Below are 20,294 nucleotides of genomic sequence, written 5' to 3'. Positions count from 1 at the left end.
CTGACTAGGCTACAAATTTTGGTACACAGACTACTTTACACCGCCGAGTGAGCCGATCTGATTTGATCCGTCTCTACGGCTCGTTGCGATCCGTTCCTGCGGTTCGTTGCTCTACCGGGCTCCTACGCCTCAGGCTACCACGCCACAGCACTAGCCCCGCAGCCCAAGCCGCAGGTTGATCCGCTGTTGTACTGTTCCTGCGGCCCGTTCGTCCAACCTGCTCCTGCGCCACAGGCTGGCCCACCACTACACAGCTTGGCCTTTCCTCTCCTAAGCCGCAAGCCCTACGCCAACGTGCCTCATAGCGCCTAACTCAAGCATCCTAAGCACAGCCTACGTAAGCACAGCCTACGTTACCGCTACCGGATTTCCCTCCCACCATTATCGGGCCTATGCCGAGGGGAGCCCATGCCGCAATTGCCTCCATATACAGCAAGCGGCAGCGCATACACGCGCTGCCGGTTCCACTAAAAAAGGCGGAGCCCACAGGTGGTTCCGCCTTCTTATGTTGTTGTTAAGGATGTACGATATAAGCGACCGTGATCGACAGAACGATGAACAACGCTGCCAGAACCATGGTCAAGCGGGACAGAAACAGATCCATGCCGCGCGCTTTTTGTTTCCCGAAAAGCTGTTCCGCACCTCCGGAGATGGCGCCCGAAAGACCCGCGCTCTTCCCCTTTTGCAGAAGAACGACCGCGATCAAGCCGACGGAGACAATGATCAACAAAATTTTCATCAACAAATCCATACTTCCACCTCCTTGATGCCGGATCCATGCAAATCCGGTCACATAGCAAAGTCTATTGTACCATAGCCCGGATTGTCCGGCAATAGAGTTATCCGCGACACGGTGGTTTCGAAATCCGGTGCCCGTATCGCGCTGCTTAGGCTATTCTGCGCTGCCTTAGGCGATCCCGCCCTGCTTAGGCGATGCCGCGCTGCTTAGGCTTTTCTGCGTTGCCCTTAGCCCGTACCGCGCTGCTTAGGCTATTCTGCGCTGCCTTAAGCGATCCCGCCCTGCTTAGGCGATGCCGATGGATTTCAGGTAGTCGATGGACATTTTGATGCTTTCCAGCGGCGGGCGTTTGCAAACGTCCTGCTCCACCAGGTAGTATTTCACGCCGGCTTCCGGAGCAGCTTCAAAAATACCCGGGAAGTCGATGATTCCTTGTCCCACTTCGGCGAAAAAGCCTTCTTCGTCGCCCGCCATGTCCTTGACGTGGATGATCGGAACGCGGCCTTTGTACGAAAGCAGGTACTGCTTCGGATCGAGGCCCGCTTTTTTCACCCAGTACAGGTCCAGCTCGGCCTTCAGCAGGCTATCGTCGATGCTGCGGTACAGCCGGTCGAGGATGAACTCGCCGCCGATTTTTTCGAACTCGAATGCGTGGTTGTGGTACAGGAAGGTCAGGCCCGCCGCTTTGACTTTTTCGGCGATGGCCTTGAAGCTTTCGGCCGCTTCCTTGAAGTTGCCTTCCTCGTTGAACTTCTCCAGCGGATAATACGGCAGGATCAGGTACTCAATGCCGAGCTCTTTGGCATAGGCGATCTGGTTGTCCAGATCGTTTTGCAGCAGCTCAAACCCTACGTGGGAAGAAACTGCCTTCAACCCCGTCTCGTCCAAAAGGGCCTTCATTTCCGAAGCAGGCAGGTTGCCATACCCGGCAAACTCCACCACCTGGAAGCCCAGCTCCGCGACTTTGCGCAGGGTGCCGGCGAAATCTTTTTCCGTTTCCTCCCGCAGGGTGTACAGCTGCAAGCCAACCGGTATCTTAGCCATCTGTCATTCCACTCCTCTATGTTGTTGGGGATGCGTTGCTCCTTTTTTCGCCGCCCGATGCTTGTCCCTTCCCGCAAAAGCACCCACCGCATTCGCTGCGCACCAAATCGAGAACAGCAGGAAAATGAGCGCCCATCCGATCGCGGGGACCGGGGTATGCGCCGCCAGCAAAGCCGCGTCTCCCGCCGCGCTCGGATGCCGGACCGAAAGGTACAGCAGGGTCAGCGGGCCTGCGACGGACTCTTCCAGCGACAGAAACGAAAGGAACAAAACGTAATACTTCTGAATGGGAACATTCGCCACGAACAAAACGAGGGCGTTCAAGGCCAACAGCCCCGCCAGCCACAGCATGCCGTACGTGTTGCGGACAAAAAGCAAAAGAGCCAGCGCCGCGATTCCCGAGATCAGCGCAAGTCCCGTTTTGTACCGGCCCCGGGCATAAAGCCCAAACAACAGCCAGGCAAAAAGGGAAGCGATGAGATAGCCCGACATGGCCAAGGGAATGATCCGCCAACCCGGCGTCACGTAGGATTGGGTCACACCGCTGTGATCGGCGAACAACCCGATGCTCGTCACGCTTCCCGAAAGGACCAGGGTCGTGACGGCATGTCCGGCTTCATGAATCATGGTGTCCACATTGCGAAAAAAAGACGAAAAGGGAAGCAGCCGGGTCAAAAAGGCGGAGACTATCAACAATAAAATAGCCTTCATCCAATTGCCCATGTGCTTCCCTCCTGTCTGCATTCGCCTCCGGATGGGAGGACCGTCCCGGGCGGCAAGCCTGTCGGCTTATTCGCCCGGGCGGTCTCCCGGAGACTGCTGATTGAGAGTCTTACTTGAATTTCTTCAGGTTGTAGAACGCGCTCTTGCCGGCGTATTGCGAAACCGGAAGCTGGTCTTCGATGCGAAGCAGCTGGTTGTACTTCGCTACGCGGTCCGTACGGGACGGAGCGCCGGTTTTGATTTGGCCTGCGTTCGTTGCTACGACGATATCGGCGATCGTGCTGTCTTCGCTTTCGCCGGAACGGTGGGAAACAACCGCCGTGTAGCCGGCGCGTTTCGCCATTTCGATGGCGTCGAAGGTTTCCGTCAGGGTGCCGATTTGGTTCACCTTGATCAGGATGGAGTTGCCGATGTTTTCGTCGATGCCCTTGGACAGACGGGTCGTGTTGGTTACGAACAGGTCGTCGCCAACCAGTTGGACTTTGCCGCCGAGTTTTTCGGTGAGCAGCTTCCAGCCTTCCCAGTCGTCTTCGGAGCAGCCGTCTTCGATCGTGATGATCGGGTATTTGTCAACCCAGGAAGCCAGCAGGTCCGTGAACTCAGCCGGCGTGTAGGACTTGCCTTCGCCTTCGAGGTGGTATTTGCCGTCTTTGAAGAATTCCGTGGAAGCGACGTCCATGCCCAGGAATACTTCTTCGCCCGGTTTGTAGCCGGCTTTCTCGATGGCTTGGATGATCGTTGCCAGGGCTTCTTCGTTGGAGCCCAGGTTCGGAGCAAAGCCGCCTTCGTCGCCGACAGCCGTGTTCAGGCCTTTGCTTTGGAGCACGGATTTCAGGCTGTGGAAGATTTCGGCGCCCATGCGGAGCGCTTCTTTGAAGGTCGGAGCGCCAACCGGCAGAACCATGAATTCTTGCACGTCGACGTTGTTGTCGGCGTGTGCGCCGCCGTTGACGATGTTCATCATCGGAACCGGCAGCGTTTTGGCGTTGAAGCCGCCCAGGTAGGTGTACAGCGGTACGTCCAGCGCGTCAGCCGCAGCGCGGGCAACGGCCATGGAAACGGCAAGGATTGCGTTAGCGCCCAGCTTGCCTTTGTTTTCGGTGCCGTCCAGCTCGATCATGCGATTGTCGATCGCCACTTGATCCAGCGCATCGAGGCCGATCACTTCCGGGGCGATGATTTCGTTGACGTTGTCAACGGCCTTCAGAACGCCTTTGCCCAGGTAACGGCTTTTGTCTCCGTCGCGAAGCTCAACGGCTTCGTGTGCGCCGGTGGAAGCGCCGGACGGAACGATGGCGCGGCCTTTGCCGCCGGATTCAAGAACCACTTCGACTTCAACGGTCGGGTTGCCGCGGGAGTCAAGCACTTCGCGTGCGTATACGTCGGAAATAATCGTCATGTGGGTACACTCCTTAAATGGTTTTTAAGCGGATGTCCTTCAATCAAAAGAATGCTAACCGAAAGATGCTTTTCCGAGAAGCTTTGGACTCCGGGCCGCTGTTGTTTTCGAATTTCTTGAATTGATGCCGCCTCAGCGGAGGAAATTCGAAAACAAAGGCGGACGCCTGACGGCTCCCTTCATCTCAAATCTTCTCTTCCCAGCCTTTTCTTATCCAGGACCCTTTTGAAATCCGGCTCCGCTCTTAAAATTACTTGATCAGGGAACGGCCGGTCATGCTTTCCGGCTGTTCGACGCCCAGCAATTGCAGCATCGTCGGTGCAAGATCGGCCAGAATGCCGTCTTCGCGGAGTCCGACTTGGCCTGCTCCGACCAGGATGAACGGAACCGGCTCGGTCGTGTGCGCCGTGAAGGGTTTGTCGTCCGGCGTGCGGACGATGTCGGCGTTGCCGTGGTCGGCGGTGATCAGGACCGCTCCGCCCTTTGCCTGAATGGCGGCGACGACTTGGCCCAGGCATTCGTCAACGGCTTCCACCGCACGGATTGTCGGCTCCATGAGACCGGAGTGGCCGACCATGTCCGGGTTGGCGAAGTTGAGAATGACCACGTCGTGCTTGTCGGATTCGATTTCCTTGACGGTCGATTCCGCCAGCTCGTAAGCGCTCATCTCCGGCTTCAGGTCATAGGTGGCCACCTTCGGCGAGTTGATCAGCACGCGGCTTTCACCGGCGTTGACCACTTCGCTGCCGCCGTTGAAGAAGAACGTCACGTGCGGGTATTTCTCGGTTTCCGCCGTGCGCAGCTGGGTCAGGCCGTTCTTGGCCAGCACTTCGCCCAGCGTGTTGTCGATTTCTTTCGGCGGGAACGCCACATACGCGTTTACCGTCTCGCTGTACGTCGTCATGCAGACGAAGAACAGGTTTTCCGGGTGATTCGCTCCGCGGTCGAAGCCGTCGAAGTTTTCCACCGTAAAGGCCTGCGACAGCTGAATCGCGCGGTCCGGGCGGAAGTTGAAGAAGATGATCGAGTCGCCGGTGTCCACCGAGCCGACCGGGTGGCCTTCCGCGTTGGTGATCACCGCCGGAAGAACAAACTCGTCGTACACCTGGTTTTCGTACGATTGCTTGACCGCTTCAATCGGGTCCTGGAAGGTCAGGCCTTCGCCGTATACCATGGCGCGGTACGCTTTTTCTTCGCGGTCCCAGCGTTTGTCGCGGTCCATCGAATAGTAGCGGCCCATGACGGTCGCCACTTTGCCGACGCCGTACTCGCTCATTTTCTCGTTCAGCTGCTCCAGGAAGGAAAGACCGCTTTGCGGAGCGACGTCGCGCCCGTCGAGGAACGGATGCACGTACACCTCGTTCACGCCTTCGCGTTTCGCCAGCTCCAGGAGAGCGAACAGATGATTGATGTGGCTATGTACCCCGCCGTCGGAGAGCAAGCCCATCAGGTGCAGTTTTTTGTTGTTTTCTTTGGCGCGGCGAACCGCACCCGCAAGGTATTCGTTCTCGTAGAACTCGCCGTCGCGGATCGATTTCGTGACACGCGTCAAGTCTTGGTAGACAACCCGGCCGGAGCCGATGTTCAGGTGGCCCACTTCGGAATTGCCCATTTGGCCCTCGGGAAGGCCGACTGCTTCGCCGCTTGCCCGCAGCATGGTGTGCGGGTTTTCGCTCCACAGCTTGTCAAACACGGGTTTCTTCGCAGCCGCGACCGCGTTGCCCTGCGTTTCCTCGCGCAAGCCAAATCCGTCCAAAATGATCAGCGCAACTGGTTTCGGTCTGGACATGCTCAGCGCGCCCCCTCAACCAAAGCGATATAGGAAGCCGGCTCCAGGCTGGCGCCGCCTACAAGCGCTCCGTCGATATCGGACTTGCCCATGTACTCGGCGACGTTGTTCGGCTTCACGCTTCCGCCGTATTGAATGCGGACCGCTTCCGCCGTCTCGGCGTCGTACAAGCCTTTTACCAGCTCGCGGATGTAGGCAATCACTTCGTTTGCGTCGTCGGAGGTCGAGGATTTGCCCGTTCCGATGGCCCAAATCGGCTCGTAAGCGATGACCGTCTTCGCAGCCAGCTCTTTGTCGAGGCCTTCAAACGCCGCTTCGGTTTGCACCTTCACCACGTCTTTGGTCCGGCCGCCTTCGCGCTCTTCGAGCTTTTCGCCCACGCAGACGATCGGCGTCAAATCGTACTTGAACGCGGCTTTGATTTTCTTGTTTACGGTTTCGTCGGTTTCCGCGAAATATTCGCGGCGTTCCGAGTGGCCGATGATCACGTAGTCCACGCCGAGCTCCTTCAGCATTTCACCGCTGATTTCGCCCGTGTAAGCGCCATTGTCCGCCCAGTGCAGGTTTTGCGCGCCGACTTTGATCGTTGTGCCTTTGAACGCTTCGACGAGAACGGCGAGGTTCGTGTAGGGAGCGCAGATGACGCTTTCGACGCCTTCCACTTCGGCTTTGCCCTTGACTTCCTCGGCAAATGCCGCCGCTTCCTTCACCGTTTTGAACATTTTCCAGTTGCCGGCAATGATCGGTTTTCTCATTTTCAACACTCCTTCGCGTCCTCCCCGGCGTTTGCGGCTCCTGCTGTCAGGCGGCCGCCCGCAAGGTCGGAGACTTTCCTGACGCGTAAAATGCGCAGCGCCTCCGGGCGCCCGCAGTCTAGCGTAAACCATGCGCAGGGGCAGACGCCAGCCGGCGGGGTTTCGATCGCTGTTGTTTTCGGAAGCCGGGATCAATCTCCCGCTTGCAGCCTTCCGAAAACAAAGGCGAGCGCTTCGCTTCTGCACCCCGCCCCTTCCGGCCTGCGTCCATGCTGCGCCAGGTAAAGCATCACGGACCCGCCCGAAGACGGGCCCGGTCTTTATTGTCGCATTCGCTTACTTGTCTTGCAAGGCCACGACGCCCGGGAGCGCTTTGCCTTCCATGAATTCCAGGGAAGCGCCGCCGCCCGTGGAGATGTGGTCCATTTTGTCCTTCATGTCGAACTTCTCAACCGCAGCGGCGGAGTCGCCGCCGCCGATGACGGTATAGCCTTCCGTGTCGGCGCAGGCTTGGCACACCGCTTTGGTGCCGGCCGCGAATTTGTCCATTTCGAACACGCCCATCGGTCCGTTCCAAACGATCAGCTTGGAGTTTTTGATAACCTCGGCGTACGCTTTGGCCGTTTCCGGTCCGATGTCGAGGCCCATCCAGCCCGCCGGAATTTCGTTGGCCGGTACGGTCTTGGCGTTGGCGTCGTTGCTGAATGCGTCGGCTGCGACGATGTCGGTAGGCAGGTGGAGCTTAACGCCCTTCTCTTCGGCTTTCTTGATGAAGCCGAGCGCCACGTCGATTTTTTCTTCGTCGACGATGGAGTTGCCGACTTCGTAGCCTTTCGCCTTCAGGAAGGTGAAAAGCAGGCCGCCGCCGATGATGATGTGATCGGCGAGCTTGATCAGGTTATCGATGACGTCGATCTTGTCCTTAACCTTCGCGCCGCCGATGATGGCGGTGAAAGGGCGCTCCGGATTGCTCAGGGCTTTGCCGAGCACGTCCAGCTCTTTTTCCATCAGCAGGCCGGAAACCGCCGGCAGGTGATGGGCGATGCCTTCCGTCGAAGCGTGCGCGCGGTGAGCGGCGCCGAAGGCGTCGTTGACGAACACGTCGGCAAGCTCGGCGAATTGCTTGGCGAGCTCCGGATCGTTCTTCTCTTCGCCTTTGTGGAAGCGGACGTTCTCAAGCACGAGGACGTCGCCGTTTTTCATTTCGGCGATTTGGGCCTTTACGGCGTCGCCGACGGACTCGTTGGCTTTGGCAACCGGCTTGCCGAGCAGCTCGGACAGACGGTTGGCGGCCGGGGTCAGCCGCATGCTTTCGTTCACTTCGCCTTTCGGGCGGCCCATGTGGCTGGCCAGAATGACTTTGGCTCCTTGCTGAATCAGGTACGTTACCGTCGGCAGCGTTTCAACGATGCGCGTGTCGTCGGTGATCACACCGTTGTCCAGGGGTACGTTGAAGTCGACGCGGACAAATACGCGTTTGCCGGTGACGTCGATATCGCGGACGCTTTTCTTATTCATTCCTGTTCCCTCCGCTTATTCCATTTTGGGAATGCCGCATACCGTGAGCTGCGGTGCGCGAGCAGTCATAAGAGCGGAAACGACCGTGTCGGTTTCCGCTCCGGATTGAAGCCTTTTATGAGCCGTTCTTATTTAACCAGCTTTGCGAAGTATTCCAGCGTGCGAACGAGTTGAGCCGTGTAGGACATTTCGTTGTCGTACCAAGAAACCGTTTTGACCAGCTGCTTGTCGCCGACCGTCAGAACTTTCGTTTGGGTAGCGTCGAACAGGGAGCCGTATGTGCTGCCTTTGATGTCGGAGGAGACGATTTCGTCTTCCGTGTAGCCGTAGGATTCGTTGGCGGCTGCTTTCATCGCGGCGTTGACTTCGTCGGCCGTTACGTTCTTCTCGAGAATCGTAACCAGCTCGGTCAGGGAGCCCGTAGCTACCGGTACGCGTTGAGCGGCGCCGTCGAGTTTGCCCTTCAGTTCCGGAATAACGAGGCCGATTGCTTTGGCAGCGCCCGTCGTGTTCGGAATGATGTTCTCGGCAGCGGCACGAGCGCGGCGGAAGTCGCCTTTGCGGTGCGGAGCGTCAAGCGTGTTTTGGTCGCCGGTGTAAGCGTGGATCGTCGTCATCAGGCCGTTGACTACGCCGAACTTGTCGTTCAGGACTTTCGCCATCGGAGCCAGGCAGTTCGTGGTGCAGGAAGCGCCGGAGATAACCGTTTCGCTGCCGTCCAGGATTTCATGGTTAACGTTGTAAACAACGGTTTTTACGTCGCCGGTAGCCGGAGCGGAGATAACGACTTTCTTCGCGCCGCCTTTCAGGTGAAGCTCGGCTTTCTCTTGGGATACGAAGAAGCCCGTGCACTCGAGGACGATTTCAACGCCCAGCTCGCCCCAAGGAAGCTCTTCCGGTTTCGGGTTGGCGAGAACCTTGACTTCTTTGCCGTTTACTTTGAAGAAGCCGTCGTGTACTTCAACATCGCCTTTGAAAGTGCCTTGCGTCGTATCATATTTCAACAAGTGAGCCAGCATTTTGGCGTCCGTCAGGTCGTTGATCGCTACTACTTCGATTCCTTCCACTTCTTGAATGCGGCGGAATGCCAGACGGCCGATCCGTCCAAATCCGTTAATGCCAACTTTAACTGTCATGTTAAAACTCCTCCTATGTGGATAAGTATAGTGAAGCTTTATCTCAGGACGGCTGGGCCGTCATGAAAACGAATGAATGTGCTCCCGCAGGCAGGAGACCGGATAAACCATGCCAAAACATGTTATTTCGCGGTCAATGGCGATTTTCCTCTTTTGCGCCGCCGATTTGCTGCAGAATTTGGGTGGCTGCCGCCTCGTCCGTCACCAGAACATGCTCTCTTCCGCTGTGAAGAACGGCGGCGATGCTGCGCCCCTTGCTGCTTCCGCCGGCTACGGCGATGACCGTTTCGACCTGCTTCAGGTCTTCCAGCCGCATGCCCAGCGTCGGGAGCCGGTGAACGACCGAGCCGTGCCGGTCAAAATAATAGCCGAACGCTTCGGCGAGCGCTTCCGTCCGTTTGAGCGCTTCCAGCGTCTCCGTGCCGGCCTTGCGCCTTCTCGCCATAACTTTAGCTTCTCCGATTCCGTGAAGCACAATGCGGGCGCTGCGAATGACCTGAATAATTTCCCGAATTTCGGGTTCCTGAATCAGCGTCTGGTACGCCTCTTCCCCCAAATGATCGGGCACATGGAGAAGCCGGTACTGTCCGCCGGTCTTCTTCGCCATCACTGAAGCAATGGTGTTGGCCTGAAATTCGACGCTTTCGCCGATGCCGCCTCTTGCCGGTACGTAAAGGCTGCCCTTCAGCGGCGGGGAAGGCGCAATCTGCGCGGCTACTTCCGCCAGGGTCGAGCCGCCGGTAACGGCGACAACGCATTCGTCCTGCACCGCCTTGCGCAGGGCTCCCGCGGCCGCCCGGCCCATCTCCTTCTTCGTGTAGGGAGACGTGTCCGAGTCGCCTTGGACGACGATGACTTCGCGAATGCCGAACGCTTCCTTGATCCTATCCTCCATGCGGGCCAAACCGAGCAGTTCCTTGATCATCGGCTCCATCTGCTCCAGAAGCTGCATGCCCGCCGGGGTCAGCGCCATGCCGAAGGCTTCCACGCTCAGAAGCCCTTGCTCCTTCAGAAAATCCGTTTCCGCCCGCAGAACGCGCTCGGTCATGTTAAGGGAGGCGGCCAGCGTGCGGCGGCCGACAATCCGGTACAGCATCACAAAGTGCAGAATGGAGTATCGCTTCTTCACGATATCCAATACGTCGGGAAGCAGCTGTTTTTGCATCTCAAGGATCGCTCTCATTATTCCACTCCTGCCTTGGACACCAAACGTCCCGCGTACGCGTTTTGCGTCCCACCTTGTGCAAAAAAATTTTACCCCTCTGTTATTTTAGCTGATTCCGGTTAGTGATGCAAGCTTTGCCTGCTGCCGCGCGCCGTTAAGGTTTTATGAACGAGCCCCGGGATTCCCTCAAAGGGGTGGAACGACAAGCGAATGGCAGGCCTTTGCTGCTGCTCCCCGCGCCGGCTAAACGAGGGTTTCCAAAAGAACCCGCCTGATTCGCCAAACATTGTGCTTGCATTTATCCTTCGGGTGGCTTATAATATTTTTTGCTGGCTTCACTAATGAGCCTGCACATCATACGCGCCCGTGGTCCAATGGATATGACGTAGGCCTCCGGAGCCTGAGATCGAGGTTCGATCCCTCGCGGGCGCGCCATACATACTTCTTTTCGAAAACCAACCGACGCCGCAAGGCGTTTTTTTGTTGCCCAAAATGCCTTTCCGGCAGCTTTCCCGCAAATGTTTGACCTTTTTTGACTTTTGTTCGTTTTTTCAGTAAGATGGGTATAGTTACATGATGAAAACCCAATGACTTATATCAAAGGAGGAATATCCATGAGCTTCATCCCCATGGTCGTGGAACCGGATGCGCGCGGCGAGAGGGCGTACGACATTTACTCCCGCTTGCTGAAAGACCGCATTATCTTCCTCGGCAGTCCGATTAACGATGCGGTCGCCAACGCCATCATTGCGCAGCTGCTGTTCCTGACCGCTCAGGACCCCGAGAAGGACATCAGCATTTACATCAACAGCCCGGGCGGCTCTATTACCGCGGGCATGGCGATTTACGACACGATGCAATTTATCAAGCCGGACGTCTCCACCATTTGCGTGGGCATGGCCGCTTCGATGGGCGCTTTTTTGCTGACGGCGGGCGCTAAAGGCAAACGCTATGCGCTGCCGAACAGTGAAGTCATGATTCACCAGCCGCTCGGCGGAGCCGAAGGCCAGGCGAGCGACATTGAAATTCGCGCCAAACGGATTATCAAGCTGCGCGAAAAGCTGAACAAAATTCTGTCCGAGCGCACCGGCCAGCCGCTGGAGCGGATCGACAAGGACACCGACCGGGACTACTTCATGACGGCCGAAGAAGCCATGAAATACGGCTGCATCGACAAAGTCATCGAAACGGTCAACAAGGATCTGCTGTAATCCGGCCCCAGGGCCCGGTGAACGCAAAAAAACCGCTTCGGCCTCGGCCGTAGCGGTTTTTGTCTTTGCTGCCGATGCCGGGAAGGCGGCGCTGCATCCCGTAACCGGAAGTAAAAAAGCCTCCATCCGGAAGCTTTTCTTTGTATGGGCGCGGGGTTACTGATTCTCCAGCTCTTCCTTGCCGACCAGGGCGACTAAAGCGTTTACAGCCTGCTCGGCGTCCGCGCCTTCCGCACTTATGTAAATTTCCGTCCCGGTGCTGATCGCAAGGCTCATGATGCCCATAATACTTTTCGCGTTGACTTTCTTCTCGTCCTTCTCAACGAAGATTTCCGAAGAGAACTTGTTGGCCTCCTGGACGAAAAGAGCGGCCGGTCTGGCGTGCAAACCGGTTTTTAATCTAACCACTGCGGGACACTTAGACATGCGCCACTACCCCCAATTGCGTTTGATAAACTTCTATAGGAACCAAGGGAACCGATAAAGGAACGGATTTTCGTCCATTATAACATTTTTTCCTAAGCAGCACTAGGGCGTAGCCCTGTTACAAGGATAACCGGGATTCGCCCGAAAGTAAAGGTTAGCGGGCGCTCCGGATTTTTTCGGCCATTTCGTCGAGCTTGCGGAGCCGGTGGTTGACCCCCGACTTGCTGACCGGGGCTTTCAGCAGGTCTCCGACCTCCTGCAGGTTGATGTCGGGATGCTTCAGCCGGATTTCCGCGACCTCCCGCAGCTTCTCGGGAAGCTGCTCCAGCCCGATCTCCTTTTCGATCAGCCGGATGTTGTCGATCTGACGGACGGCGGCGCCGATCGTCTTGTTGAGGTTGGCCGTCTCGCAGTTGACGATCCGGTTTACCGAATTGCGCATGTCCTTCATGATCCGAACATCCTCAAAGCGCAGGAGCGCTTGATGGGCGCCGATCAGACTGAGAAAATCGATAATTTTCTCGCCTTCCTTGAGGTAGAAAATAAACCCCTTTTTCCGTTCGATGCAGCGCGCGTTCAGCTCGAAGCGGTTCGCCAGCTGCACCAGGGAGTGGCAGTGCTCTTCGTACATCGAAGCGATTTCCAAGTGGTAGGACGCGCCCTCCGGGTTGTTGACCGATCCCCCGGCCAGAAACGCTCCGCGCAGGTAAGCGCGTTTGCAGCAGTTGCCCCGAACGATGCTCTTGTCGATCCCGGGCGTGAACAGAAAGCCTTCGGAAACAATCCTTAGCTCGGACAAAATCTCCTGCACCTGCTGGGGAACGCGCACGATGTAGACATTATTTTTCTTCAGCCGCATTTTTTTGCGGACGAGCAGCTCGGTGTGGACCTGGAATTTCTTTTTGAGCAGCAGGTATATACGGCGGGCAATCGCCGCGTTCTCGGTCGAAATGTCCAGGACGATCCGCTGGCCGGTGATCTGAACGCTGCCGTTCATGCGGATAAGCGCCGACAGCTCGGCTGTCTCGCAGCAGGGCTCGGCCGCAAGCATCGTCAGTTCCTTTTTTGTTTGGGCCGCGAAGGACACCGCTCTCACCCCTTTCGGATCATCCGGCTTTCTACCAGGTTGTAGATGTGATGACTTAGTTTTTCCGCGTCGTGCCGCAAATACGTATGGAAATAAATGAGTTCGTCCGCGATAACACGGTATCCCTGCCGGTCCAGCTCCTCCATGTCCAGAAGCACCTCGGATGCGCCCTCTTCGGCGTACTTCCGCTTTACGTCAGGCGGAATGGTTCCGTTGTTGACGATGACATAATCGAACAAGCTTTGCCCGATGTGCGCCCGCACGGCGTTCAAATGATCGCTGACGCTGTAGAAGTCGGTTTCGCCCGGCTGCGTCATCACATTGCAGATGAACACCTTCAGGGCGCTCGATTCCACGACGGCCTTGGCGATCTCGGGAACAAGCAGGTTCGGGATGATGCTGGTATACAGGCTCCCCGGCCCGATGACGATGGCGTCGGCCGAGCGGAGCGCTTCAATCGCTTCCGGAAGCGGGGCAACTTCGGCCGGCTCGATAAACACCCGTTTGATCCGCTGCCCCGCCTGCGGGATTTTGGACTCGCCCGTGACGACGGAGCCGTCTTCCATTTCCGCTTTGAGGACAATGGGGATGTCGGCTGCGGGCAAAACCTGCCCGCGCACCGCAAGCACGCGGCTCAGCTCCCGGATGCCGCCGACAAAGTCGCCGGAAATGTCGCTCATGGCGGCCAGAATCAAATTGCCAAGCGGGTGCCCGGCCAAGCCGTCCCCCTGCTTGAAACGGTACTGCAGCAGCATGGAAAGCAAAGGCTCGGCATCGGCCAGCGCGCACAAGACATTGCGGATATCCCCGGGAGGGGGGATCTGCAGCTCGTTCCGCAGTACGCCGGAGCTTCCCCCGTCGTCCGCAACCGTGACGATCGCCGTTATATCAAGCGGCTTTTCCTTCAGCCCGCGAAGCATCACGGACAAGCCGGTTCCTCCGCCGATGACCACGACACGGGGAGCCTTTTCTTTTCTTACCGCCACGCGCCCGTCCTCCTTTGTTTACGGCCGGTCGCGTTCCGCGTCCCGGTGGCTGACCCGGACCGTCTCCGTCTCACTCGTGCCGATCATCTTGCCCAGGTATTCGGCGACGGCTACGGAGCGGTGCTTGCCCCCCGTACAGCCTATGCCGATGACAACCTGGCTCTTGCCTTCTTTTTTGTATTGCGGGATCAAAAATTGCAGCAAATCAAGAAGCTTGGTCAGAAACTCCTGCGTTTCCGACCACTTCATTACGTATTCGTACACGTCGTTGTCCATTCCGGTCTGCGGCCGAAGCGTTTCCACATAGTGCGGGTTCGGCAAAAAACGGACGTCGAAAATCAGGTCCGCGTCGATCGGAATGCCGTACTTGAAGCCGAAGGAGACGACATTCAGCACCAGGCCCTGATCCCCCAGGCTATGAAAACGCGAGACAATCCGTTCCTTCAGCTGACCCGGCTTCAGGTTGCTGGTGTCGATGGCCTGAGTTGCCAGGCCCTTGAGCTCCTCCAGCAGCACGCGCTCCTGCTGAATGCCTTCCAGCAGCGCGCCGTTCGGCGCCAGCGGATGCCGGCGGCGGCTTTCCTTGTAGCGGCGGACCAAAACGGAATCCGTCGCATCGAGGAACAGGATTTCATAGCTCAGCCGGTAGTTCTCGCGGATCGTTTGCAGCGATTCGGACAAGGCGCGGAAAAACTCGCGGCCGCGCAGGTCGATGACAAGCGCCACCTTGCCGATTTTGCCGTTGGATTGATCGATCAGCTCCGCAAACTTGGGGATCAGGACCGGGGGAAGGTTATCCACGCAGAAAAAACCCAGGTCCTCCAGACTTTGCACGGCGATGGTTTTCCCGGCGCCGGACATCCCCGTGATGATGACCAGCTCGGCCAGTTTGTTGCGTTCCTCCATGTCGCAGCCTCCCATCATGACGTTGCTTCCGGCGGCGGACCGGCACAGCGGCCCCCGCCGTTACCGCCAAAGCAGAGGTTAGCGGGGCAGGTTCAAGCCGGCCGCGCCGACCACTCCGGCGTCGTTTCCGAGCGTAGCGGGAACGATGTCCACGCCCTCATACGCCTGCTCCGGCGTGTATTTGCGGAAATGCTCCCGGATCGGCTGGAACAGAATGTCGCCGGCTTTGGCCACGCCGCCGCCCACGATAAACCGCTGCGGATTGAGAATCACCGCCAGGGTCGCCATGGAGCGGCCCAGGTAATAAGCCGCCCGGTTCACGATGCGCAGGGCTACTTCGTCGCCGGCTTTGGCCGTGTCGAACACGTCCTTGGCCGTCAGGGATTGGATCATGGCCAGCGAGGTTTTATCCCCGCGTTCCACCGCGTCCTTCGCCATACGGACGATTCCGGTCGCGGAGGAGACGGTTTCCAGGCAGCCGGTTTGCCCGCAGTTGCACTGGATCGCTTCCAGATCCGGCACAACCGACATGTGGCCAAGCTCGCCCGCCATGCCGCTGAAGCCTTGATAAATTTTGCCATTTATAATAATGCCGCCACCGACTCCGGTTCCGAGCGTATAGCAGACCAGGTTGGAAATGCCCGCACCCGCTCCGCTCCAGGCTTCTCCCAAAGCCGCCACGTTGGCATCGTTGTCAATGGTAACTGGCTTGCCGAGCTTCTGCTCGAGCACCTTCTTCACGGGCACGTTCTGCCATCCCAGGTTTACGGAAAGCTTGACGAACCCTTCCGGAATGTCCATGAAGCCCGCGATTCCGGCGCCAATGCCGGCCACTTGGTCCCATTCGTAAGCCGAATTCGCCACGATCGAGCGGCTGTACTGCGCGATGCGTTCCAACACTCCATCGGCTCCTTCTTCCGAGCCGGTCGGGCCTTCAAACGTATTCAGCAGCTTGCCGTTCTCGTCGCAAATGCCGACTTTGATGTTGGTTCCGCCCAAGTCGACGCCGACATAAATTTTACCAGACATTCAAGTGTCACCTCTACAAATGGTTTACTTTCTCTTGTTCCAACTATAAGGCTTCGTCCGGGTGCGGTCAAGGAATCCTTGCCGGTTCCAGCCGCAGCAAAACCCGCCTCGGCGGCGGGTTTTGACGGCTTTGCGGCGGGTTTCGTAGGGTCCGTCCGCCGGACAGCGGCCGGGTGGGAAATCGCTGGAAACGGCACGCCGGCTTTAGAGCGATTGGCTCCAGTCGTGCACCATCTGGCCTTCCAGGTACTTCTCGCAGTCCAGTGCGGCCATGCATCCGCTTCCGGCCGCCGTGATGGCCTGCCGGTACCGGTGGTCCTGCACGTCGCCGCAGGCAAAGACGCCCGTGATGTTCGTGCGGGTTGTGCCCGGGTCAACCACGATATAGCCCTGCTCGTCGGTTTTCAGCTGCCCTTCCAGGAAGCCGGTGTTCGGCGTATGGCCGATGGCGACGAAGATGCCGTCGGCTTCCAGCAGCTCCTCTTCGCCCGTCGCGTTGTTCCGGACCTTCAAGCCGACGACGCCCTTGTCCCCGGACACCACTTCGACAGGAACGCGGTTCAGGCTCCAGACAACCTTCGGGTTCTGGCGGGAGCGGTCCTGCATGATTTTGGACGCGCGCAGCTCCTCTCGCCGGTGCACGACCCGCACCTCGCTCGCGAAGCGGGTCAGGAAATGCGCTTCCTCCATCGCCGAATCGCCGCCGCCGACCACGATGATTTTCTTGTTGCGGAAAAAGAAGCCGTCGCACGTGGCGCAGGTGCTGACGCCGCGGCCGACGTTATCCCGCTCGCCCGGAATGCCCAGGTACCGGGCGGACGCGCCGGTCGAGATGATGAGGCTTTCGGTTACGATTTCCGTCCCGTTCTCCAGCGTCAGCGTAAACGGCTGCTTGGACAAATCGGCTTTCGTCACCCAGCTCGTGCGGAATTCCGCTCCGAAGCGCTCCGCCTGCTGCCGCATGTTGGCCATCAGCTCAGGGCCCATGATGCCCTGCGGAAAACCCGGGAAGTTCTCGACTTCGGTGGTGGTCGTCAGCTGGCCGCCCGGCTCGGGGCCTTCGATGACCAGCGGGTTCAGGTTGGCGCGCGCCAGGTAAATGGCGGCGGTCAGGCCCGACGGGCCGGTTCCGATAACAACGCATTTGTACATCACAGCTTCCTCCTTTGGTAGTAAATTCAGACGCGGCGCGGCGCTCCCTGTTCCAGCATGCCGAACACCGCTTCCATCTTTTCCTTCAGGCCGCAGGCTTCGTCGATCTTCTTGACGGTCCGGCTGACCGTTCCGGCCGAAATGCCGTAACGGGCGGCGACCTCTTCATACGAGACCGTTCGGCGGTGCATCTTCGCCGTCAGGTATTCCAGCGCCGCCGACCAGCCTTCGACCTTGGCAATTCTCGGCTTGAGCGGATAAACCCGGGTCAAGTATTCCACCCAGAGGGTTTCCAGGTCGTACTGCTGCACCATATCATACCGCTTGCTCATGTGGCGGAGGGCCAGCTCCAGCACCTCCTGCCAGCGGACATCCCACTCGGGCAGCGAAGGCGAGAACGGAGAGGCGGCGACCGTGGTCGTTCCGCTTCCCATATCGGCCTTCAGCGGCTCCTCCACGCCCATGCTGCGCAGGGCAAAAATGGCTACCCTTTTCAAATATTCGTTCTCTTCAGGGTTTAGAATGAAGTCGCGCAGGGCCGCCTCCGACTCCGAATCCGCGATGGCGCCAAAGGCCTGGATAACCTGCAGCTTGGTGTGCGGATCGCCGTGCCGCAGCCCCCAGAAAAACGAGGAACGGACCAGCGGGTCCCGCTTGACGCGGTCGGAAACCGAATCCTTCTCGGCGCGCAGGAACGCAAACTGCTCTTCAAAGGGAAGATGATAGTGATAATGAAGGAACACGCCGGCTTCCCGGCCCTGCTCCAGCTGCGCCAGATAGAAGCGGGCGATCTCCGGGCGCGGATCGGCCTTCTCGGCCTGCCGCCACCGCTTGCGCGCTTCCGCGAAGCGGCCGGTATTGAACGACGCTACCGCCAGGTAATGGTACAGGCTCGGGTCCAGCTCTTCCCCGCCCGTCTTGAGCAAACGGCCGAACAGGCGGTAAGCCGATTCGTGATCGCCAAGAATGCCCATGGTGGTCGCCAGCTTGAACAGGTATTCGGAGTGGAACGGGTACATTTTGCGCAGCTGGCCGGACAGCTTCTCCAGCTCCTCCGTGTCGCCGAGGTTCTGGTAGAAAATCGCCAGGTTGCACAATGCGTGCAGGTTGCCCGGCTCCATCTCCAGCACTTCCCGCACCGTGTCCAGCGCCTTTTCAAACTTGCCGAGGTAATAGTAAGCCAGCGCCAGGTTGTTGCGGGCGGCCAGGAAATCCGGGAACTTCTTGACGAGCTTCTCCAAAACGCGCGCGGCTTCGACAAAACGCCCTTCCTCCAGAAGACGGCGGGCTTCGTCATGCTCATATACCCCTTCGCGGCTCTTGACGAAACGGATCGGAATCGGACGATCCAGCTCATAGGACAGGAGCTCGATCATTTCCTCGGCCTCTTCCACATAGATTCCCTCCGCATCCGTCTCCAGATACCGAAGGATTGCCTGCTCGGCGGATTCGAAATCGTCCATGTTCGCGTAATTGTTGGCCAGGTAATAGTAGCATTCCGACATGGCCGGATCCAGCTGCTCCAAAATGTTCAATAAAATTTCGTTCGATTCCTGAAAATTGCCCAGCTCGGCGTAGACCCCCGCCAGGTTGCAGTGATTAACCGGGTTCTCCGGTTCGTATTCGACGGCTTTGCGGAAATACTTCAGCGCCTTGTCGTAATGGCACCGGTCCAAGGAGCGGACCGCTCGCTCGAAGAAGAACGTCGCGTCGATTTTCAGCGGGATCAGGTTCGGTTTTAATGTGCTATCGACCGCTTTTTTCTTTTCCACGGGCAAGCACCTCCTCTCTCAGACAAACAAAACAAAAACTGACAAGCCGATTTAGGCGTAAAAAGGCGAAAGCCGCCGGTTTCGTTGCACTCGTCGCGGCCTCCGCCCGGTTGTGGCGAAAAAACATGCAGAATGCGTTACACCCCGCCGTACTTGAACAGCGAGCTGATCGAGCCGCCTTCCATGACAATGTGAATCGCATTGGCCAGAAGCGGCGCAACGGAAATCACGTGGAAGCGCGACGCGGCGTCCTCGGGAATGGCAATGGTGTCGGTGATGACGACCTCGCGGATGTTCGGGTGATCGAGGCGCTGCAGGGCCGGACCCGAAAAGACCGGGTGAGTCGCGCAGACGTACGCATCGTGGGCGCCGCGCTCGCGCAGGCCTTCGACAACGTTTACGATCGTGGTGCCGGTGTCGATCAGGTCTTCGATGATGATCGGCGTGCGGCCTTCCACTTCCCCGATGACGTGGGTGATCACCGATTCGTTATGGGAGGGGCGTTTTTTGATCATGATGGCAAACGGCGCATTCAAAATGTTCGCGAGCCGTTCCGCCGTCGTTGCGCGTCCGGCATCGGGCGAAACGACGATCGGGTCCACGATGTTTTTCTTGCGGATGTAGTCGCTGATCAGATCAAGCGCCGTCAGATGGTCGACGGGAATGTTAAAGAAGCCTTGAATGGCGGCAGCATGAAGATCCACCGTGATGACCCGGTCCGCGCCTACCGTCGTCAGAACGTCGGCGACCATTTTGGCCGAGATCGGTTCGCGGGGAGCCGCTTTCCGTTCCTGGCGCGAATAGCCGTAATAGGGCACGACCAAGTTGATGGTGCGGGCGGAAGCCCGTTTGGCGGCGTCGATCATGACCATGAGCTCCACCAGGTGCTCGTTGATCGGATGCGAGAACGTCTGGACGATAAACACGTCGCAATTGCGGACCGGTTCCTCGTAGAGTGCGTAGAGTTCGCCGCTTTTGAATCGGGACAGCTTGACCTTTCCCAAAGGCCGGTCCAAAACCCTGCAAATGTCCTCCGCGAGCTTTGGATTCGATGATCCCGAAAAAATCTTCAAATTGCCGTTCATTTTAGACCTCCTATTAATAGTGCGTTTCTCCCTCCGCTTTCGCGGTACTCCTTATGTAAGGGGCCAGCCCCCTCCCTTATCCGGCAAGCCGGACAGGCTCTGTCACATTCGGCGGGGGAGTCACGTATGCTGCACGCGGTCGAACGGTGTCAATCCGGCTGGCGACGCGCGCTTGGTGCGGTTCGTGATGGTGCTCATCCAGTGTAATGCAAAAAACGGCGGCGCGAGCAAAAGCGGACAGATTGTCAGTAAATCTTCACAATGCAGTCCGTTCTGGTTCCATTATACCTGTTTCAAGTCCCATTTCAAAAGGGTAAAGACCGTTTTGCCCGAATTTTCCGATTTATACGGTCTGCCGTGGAGAAGACGAAA

Annotated in this window: 18 protein-coding genes and 1 tRNA gene; 2 read left to right on the top strand and 17 right to left on the bottom strand. The window is 58.0% G+C overall.

Annotated features, from left to right (window positions below; all coding sequences use genetic code 11):
* Positions 1-514: 514 nt before the first annotated feature.
* The 9 genes from secG to AC6I6H_RS19080 all read right to left on the bottom strand — a co-directional run bounded on the left by secG (position 515) and on the right by AC6I6H_RS19080 (position 10,286).
* A complete protein-coding gene (gene secG, locus AC6I6H_RS19120; RefSeq protein ID WP_497955621.1) occupies positions 515-751 on the bottom strand; it encodes a preprotein translocase subunit SecG in 237 nt (78 codons plus the stop codon).
* Between the two features lie 273 nt (positions 752-1,024).
* The gene (locus AC6I6H_RS19115; RefSeq protein ID WP_497955620.1) at positions 1,025-1,783 is read right to left on the bottom strand and encodes a sugar phosphate isomerase/epimerase family protein; all 759 of its coding nucleotides are present in this window, start codon (positions 1,781-1,783) and stop codon (positions 1,025-1,027) included.
* 3 nt (positions 1,784-1,786) lie between these two features.
* Positions 1,787-2,506: a M50 family metallopeptidase gene (locus AC6I6H_RS19110; protein WP_497955618.1), complete on the bottom strand. Its 720-nt coding sequence runs from the start codon at positions 2,504-2,506 to the stop codon at positions 1,787-1,789.
* Positions 2,507-2,615: 109 nt separating this feature from the next.
* Positions 2,616-3,905, bottom strand: coding sequence for a phosphopyruvate hydratase (gene eno, locus AC6I6H_RS19105; RefSeq protein WP_497955616.1), 1,290 nt, complete (start codon positions 3,903-3,905; stop codon positions 2,616-2,618).
* A gap of 250 nt (positions 3,906-4,155) precedes the next feature.
* Positions 4,156-5,694 (bottom strand): 2,3-bisphosphoglycerate-independent phosphoglycerate mutase, encoded by a 1,539-nt coding sequence (gpmI, locus tag AC6I6H_RS19100; protein WP_497955613.1) that lies wholly within the window; start codon positions 5,692-5,694, stop codon positions 4,156-4,158.
* A 2-nt stretch (positions 5,695-5,696) separates the two neighbouring features.
* Entirely contained in the window at positions 5,697-6,449 is a 753-nt protein-coding gene (gene tpiA, locus AC6I6H_RS19095; RefSeq protein ID WP_497955611.1) for a triose-phosphate isomerase, read from the bottom strand.
* 336 nt (positions 6,450-6,785) lie between these two features.
* On the bottom strand, positions 6,786-7,967 hold the full coding sequence (locus AC6I6H_RS19090; protein WP_497955609.1) for a phosphoglycerate kinase: 1,182 nt from the start codon (positions 7,965-7,967) through the stop codon (positions 6,786-6,788).
* Between the two features lie 128 nt (positions 7,968-8,095).
* Positions 8,096-9,103 carry a type I glyceraldehyde-3-phosphate dehydrogenase gene (gene gap, locus AC6I6H_RS19085; protein WP_497955606.1) on the bottom strand — a complete coding sequence of 336 codons (1,008 nt, stop codon included), beginning with the start codon at positions 9,101-9,103 and terminating at the stop codon, positions 8,096-8,098.
* Positions 9,104-9,236: 133 nt separating this feature from the next.
* Entirely contained in the window at positions 9,237-10,286 is a 1,050-nt protein-coding gene (locus tag AC6I6H_RS19080) for a sugar-binding transcriptional regulator (protein ID WP_497955604.1), read from the bottom strand.
* A gap of 342 nt (positions 10,287-10,628) precedes the next feature.
* Here AC6I6H_RS19080 and AC6I6H_RS19075 point away from each other — a divergent pair.
* Together AC6I6H_RS19075 and clpP are read left to right on the top strand one after the other, a co-directional pair.
* Positions 10,629-10,703 (top strand) — tRNA-Arg (locus AC6I6H_RS19075).
* 179 nt (positions 10,704-10,882) lie between these two features.
* On the top strand, positions 10,883-11,479 hold the full coding sequence (gene clpP, locus AC6I6H_RS19070; RefSeq protein WP_497955602.1) for an ATP-dependent Clp endopeptidase proteolytic subunit ClpP: 597 nt from the start codon (positions 10,883-10,885) through the stop codon (positions 11,477-11,479).
* Positions 11,480-11,635: 156 nt separating this feature from the next.
* On the opposite strand, the gene AC6I6H_RS19065 is transcribed toward clpP, so the two are convergent.
* The 8 genes from AC6I6H_RS19065 to AC6I6H_RS19030 form a co-directional block, all read right to left on the bottom strand.
* Entirely contained in the window at positions 11,636-11,905 is a 270-nt protein-coding gene (locus AC6I6H_RS19065; protein ID WP_497955599.1) for an HPr family phosphocarrier protein, read from the bottom strand.
* A gap of 154 nt (positions 11,906-12,059) precedes the next feature.
* Positions 12,060-12,992: a DNA-binding protein WhiA gene (gene whiA / locus AC6I6H_RS19060; RefSeq protein WP_497955596.1), complete on the bottom strand. Its 933-nt coding sequence runs from the start codon at positions 12,990-12,992 to the stop codon at positions 12,060-12,062.
* Between the two features lie 5 nt (positions 12,993-12,997).
* The gene (locus AC6I6H_RS19055; RefSeq protein ID WP_497955593.1) at positions 12,998-13,978 is read right to left on the bottom strand and encodes a gluconeogenesis factor YvcK family protein; all 981 of its coding nucleotides are present in this window, start codon (positions 13,976-13,978) and stop codon (positions 12,998-13,000) included.
* Between the two features lie 18 nt (positions 13,979-13,996).
* On the bottom strand, positions 13,997-14,884 hold the full coding sequence (rapZ, locus tag AC6I6H_RS19050; protein WP_497955592.1) for an RNase adapter RapZ: 888 nt from the start codon (positions 14,882-14,884) through the stop codon (positions 13,997-13,999).
* 78 nt (positions 14,885-14,962) lie between these two features.
* Positions 14,963-15,913: an ROK family glucokinase gene (locus AC6I6H_RS19045; protein ID WP_497955589.1), complete on the bottom strand. Its 951-nt coding sequence runs from the start codon at positions 15,911-15,913 to the stop codon at positions 14,963-14,965.
* A 204-nt stretch (positions 15,914-16,117) separates the two neighbouring features.
* A complete protein-coding gene (gene trxB / locus AC6I6H_RS19040) occupies positions 16,118-17,065 on the bottom strand; it encodes a thioredoxin-disulfide reductase (RefSeq protein ID WP_497955588.1) in 948 nt (315 codons plus the stop codon).
* Positions 17,066-17,091: 26 nt separating this feature from the next.
* Positions 17,092-18,837, bottom strand: coding sequence for a tetratricopeptide repeat protein (locus AC6I6H_RS19035; RefSeq protein ID WP_497955585.1), 1,746 nt, complete (start codon positions 18,835-18,837; stop codon positions 17,092-17,094).
* Positions 18,838-18,974: 137 nt separating this feature from the next.
* Positions 18,975-19,922: a ribose-phosphate diphosphokinase gene (locus tag AC6I6H_RS19030; protein ID WP_497955581.1), complete on the bottom strand. Its 948-nt coding sequence runs from the start codon at positions 19,920-19,922 to the stop codon at positions 18,975-18,977.
* Between the last annotated feature and the right edge of the window lie 372 nt (positions 19,923-20,294).

It is taken from the genome of Gorillibacterium sp. sgz306347 (genome assembly GCF_059735245.1).
The sequence above is the reverse complement of the archived record's forward strand: the minus strand, read 5'-3'. Positions and strand labels throughout refer to the sequence as shown.

Bases quoted from the DNA above. Each gene is read 5' to 3' on its own strand.
- secG (WP_497955621.1), bottom strand. From the start codon at position 751: ATGGATTTGTTGATGAAAATTTTGTTGATCATTGTCTCCGTCGGCTTG.
- AC6I6H_RS19115 (WP_497955620.1), bottom strand. From the start codon at position 1,783: ATGGCTAAGATACCGGTTGGCTTGCAGCTGTACACCCTGCGGGAGGAA.
- AC6I6H_RS19110 (WP_497955618.1), bottom strand. From the start codon at position 2,506: ATGGGCAATTGGATGAAGGCTATTTTATTGTTGATAGTCTCCGCCTTT.
- eno (WP_497955616.1), bottom strand. From the start codon at position 3,905: ATGACGATTATTTCCGACGTATACGCACGCGAAGTGCTTGACTCCCGC.
- gpmI (WP_497955613.1), bottom strand. From the start codon at position 5,694: ATGTCCAGACCGAAACCAGTTGCGCTGATCATTTTGGACGGATTTGGC.
- tpiA (WP_497955611.1), bottom strand. From the start codon at position 6,449: ATGAGAAAACCGATCATTGCCGGCAACTGGAAAATGTTCAAAACGGTG.
- AC6I6H_RS19090 (WP_497955609.1), bottom strand. From the start codon at position 7,967: ATGAATAAGAAAAGCGTCCGCGATATCGACGTCACCGGCAAACGCGTA.
- gap (WP_497955606.1), bottom strand. From the start codon at position 9,103: ATGACAGTTAAAGTTGGCATTAACGGATTTGGACGGATCGGCCGTCTG.
- AC6I6H_RS19080 (WP_497955604.1), bottom strand. From the start codon at position 10,286: ATGAGAGCGATCCTTGAGATGCAAAAACAGCTGCTTCCCGACGTATTG.
- clpP (WP_497955602.1), top strand. From the start codon at position 10,883: ATGAGCTTCATCCCCATGGTCGTGGAACCGGATGCGCGCGGCGAGAGG.
- AC6I6H_RS19065 (WP_497955599.1), bottom strand. From the start codon at position 11,905: ATGTCTAAGTGTCCCGCAGTGGTTAGATTAAAAACCGGTTTGCACGCC.
- rapZ (WP_497955592.1), bottom strand. From the start codon at position 14,884: ATGGAGGAACGCAACAAACTGGCCGAGCTGGTCATCATCACGGGGATG.
- AC6I6H_RS19045 (WP_497955589.1), bottom strand. From the start codon at position 15,913: ATGTCTGGTAAAATTTATGTCGGCGTCGACTTGGGCGGAACCAACATC.
- trxB (WP_497955588.1), bottom strand. From the start codon at position 17,065: ATGTACAAATGCGTTGTTATCGGAACCGGCCCGTCGGGCCTGACCGCC.
- AC6I6H_RS19030 (WP_497955581.1), bottom strand. From the start codon at position 19,922: ATGAACGGCAATTTGAAGATTTTTTCGGGATCATCGAATCCAAAGCTC.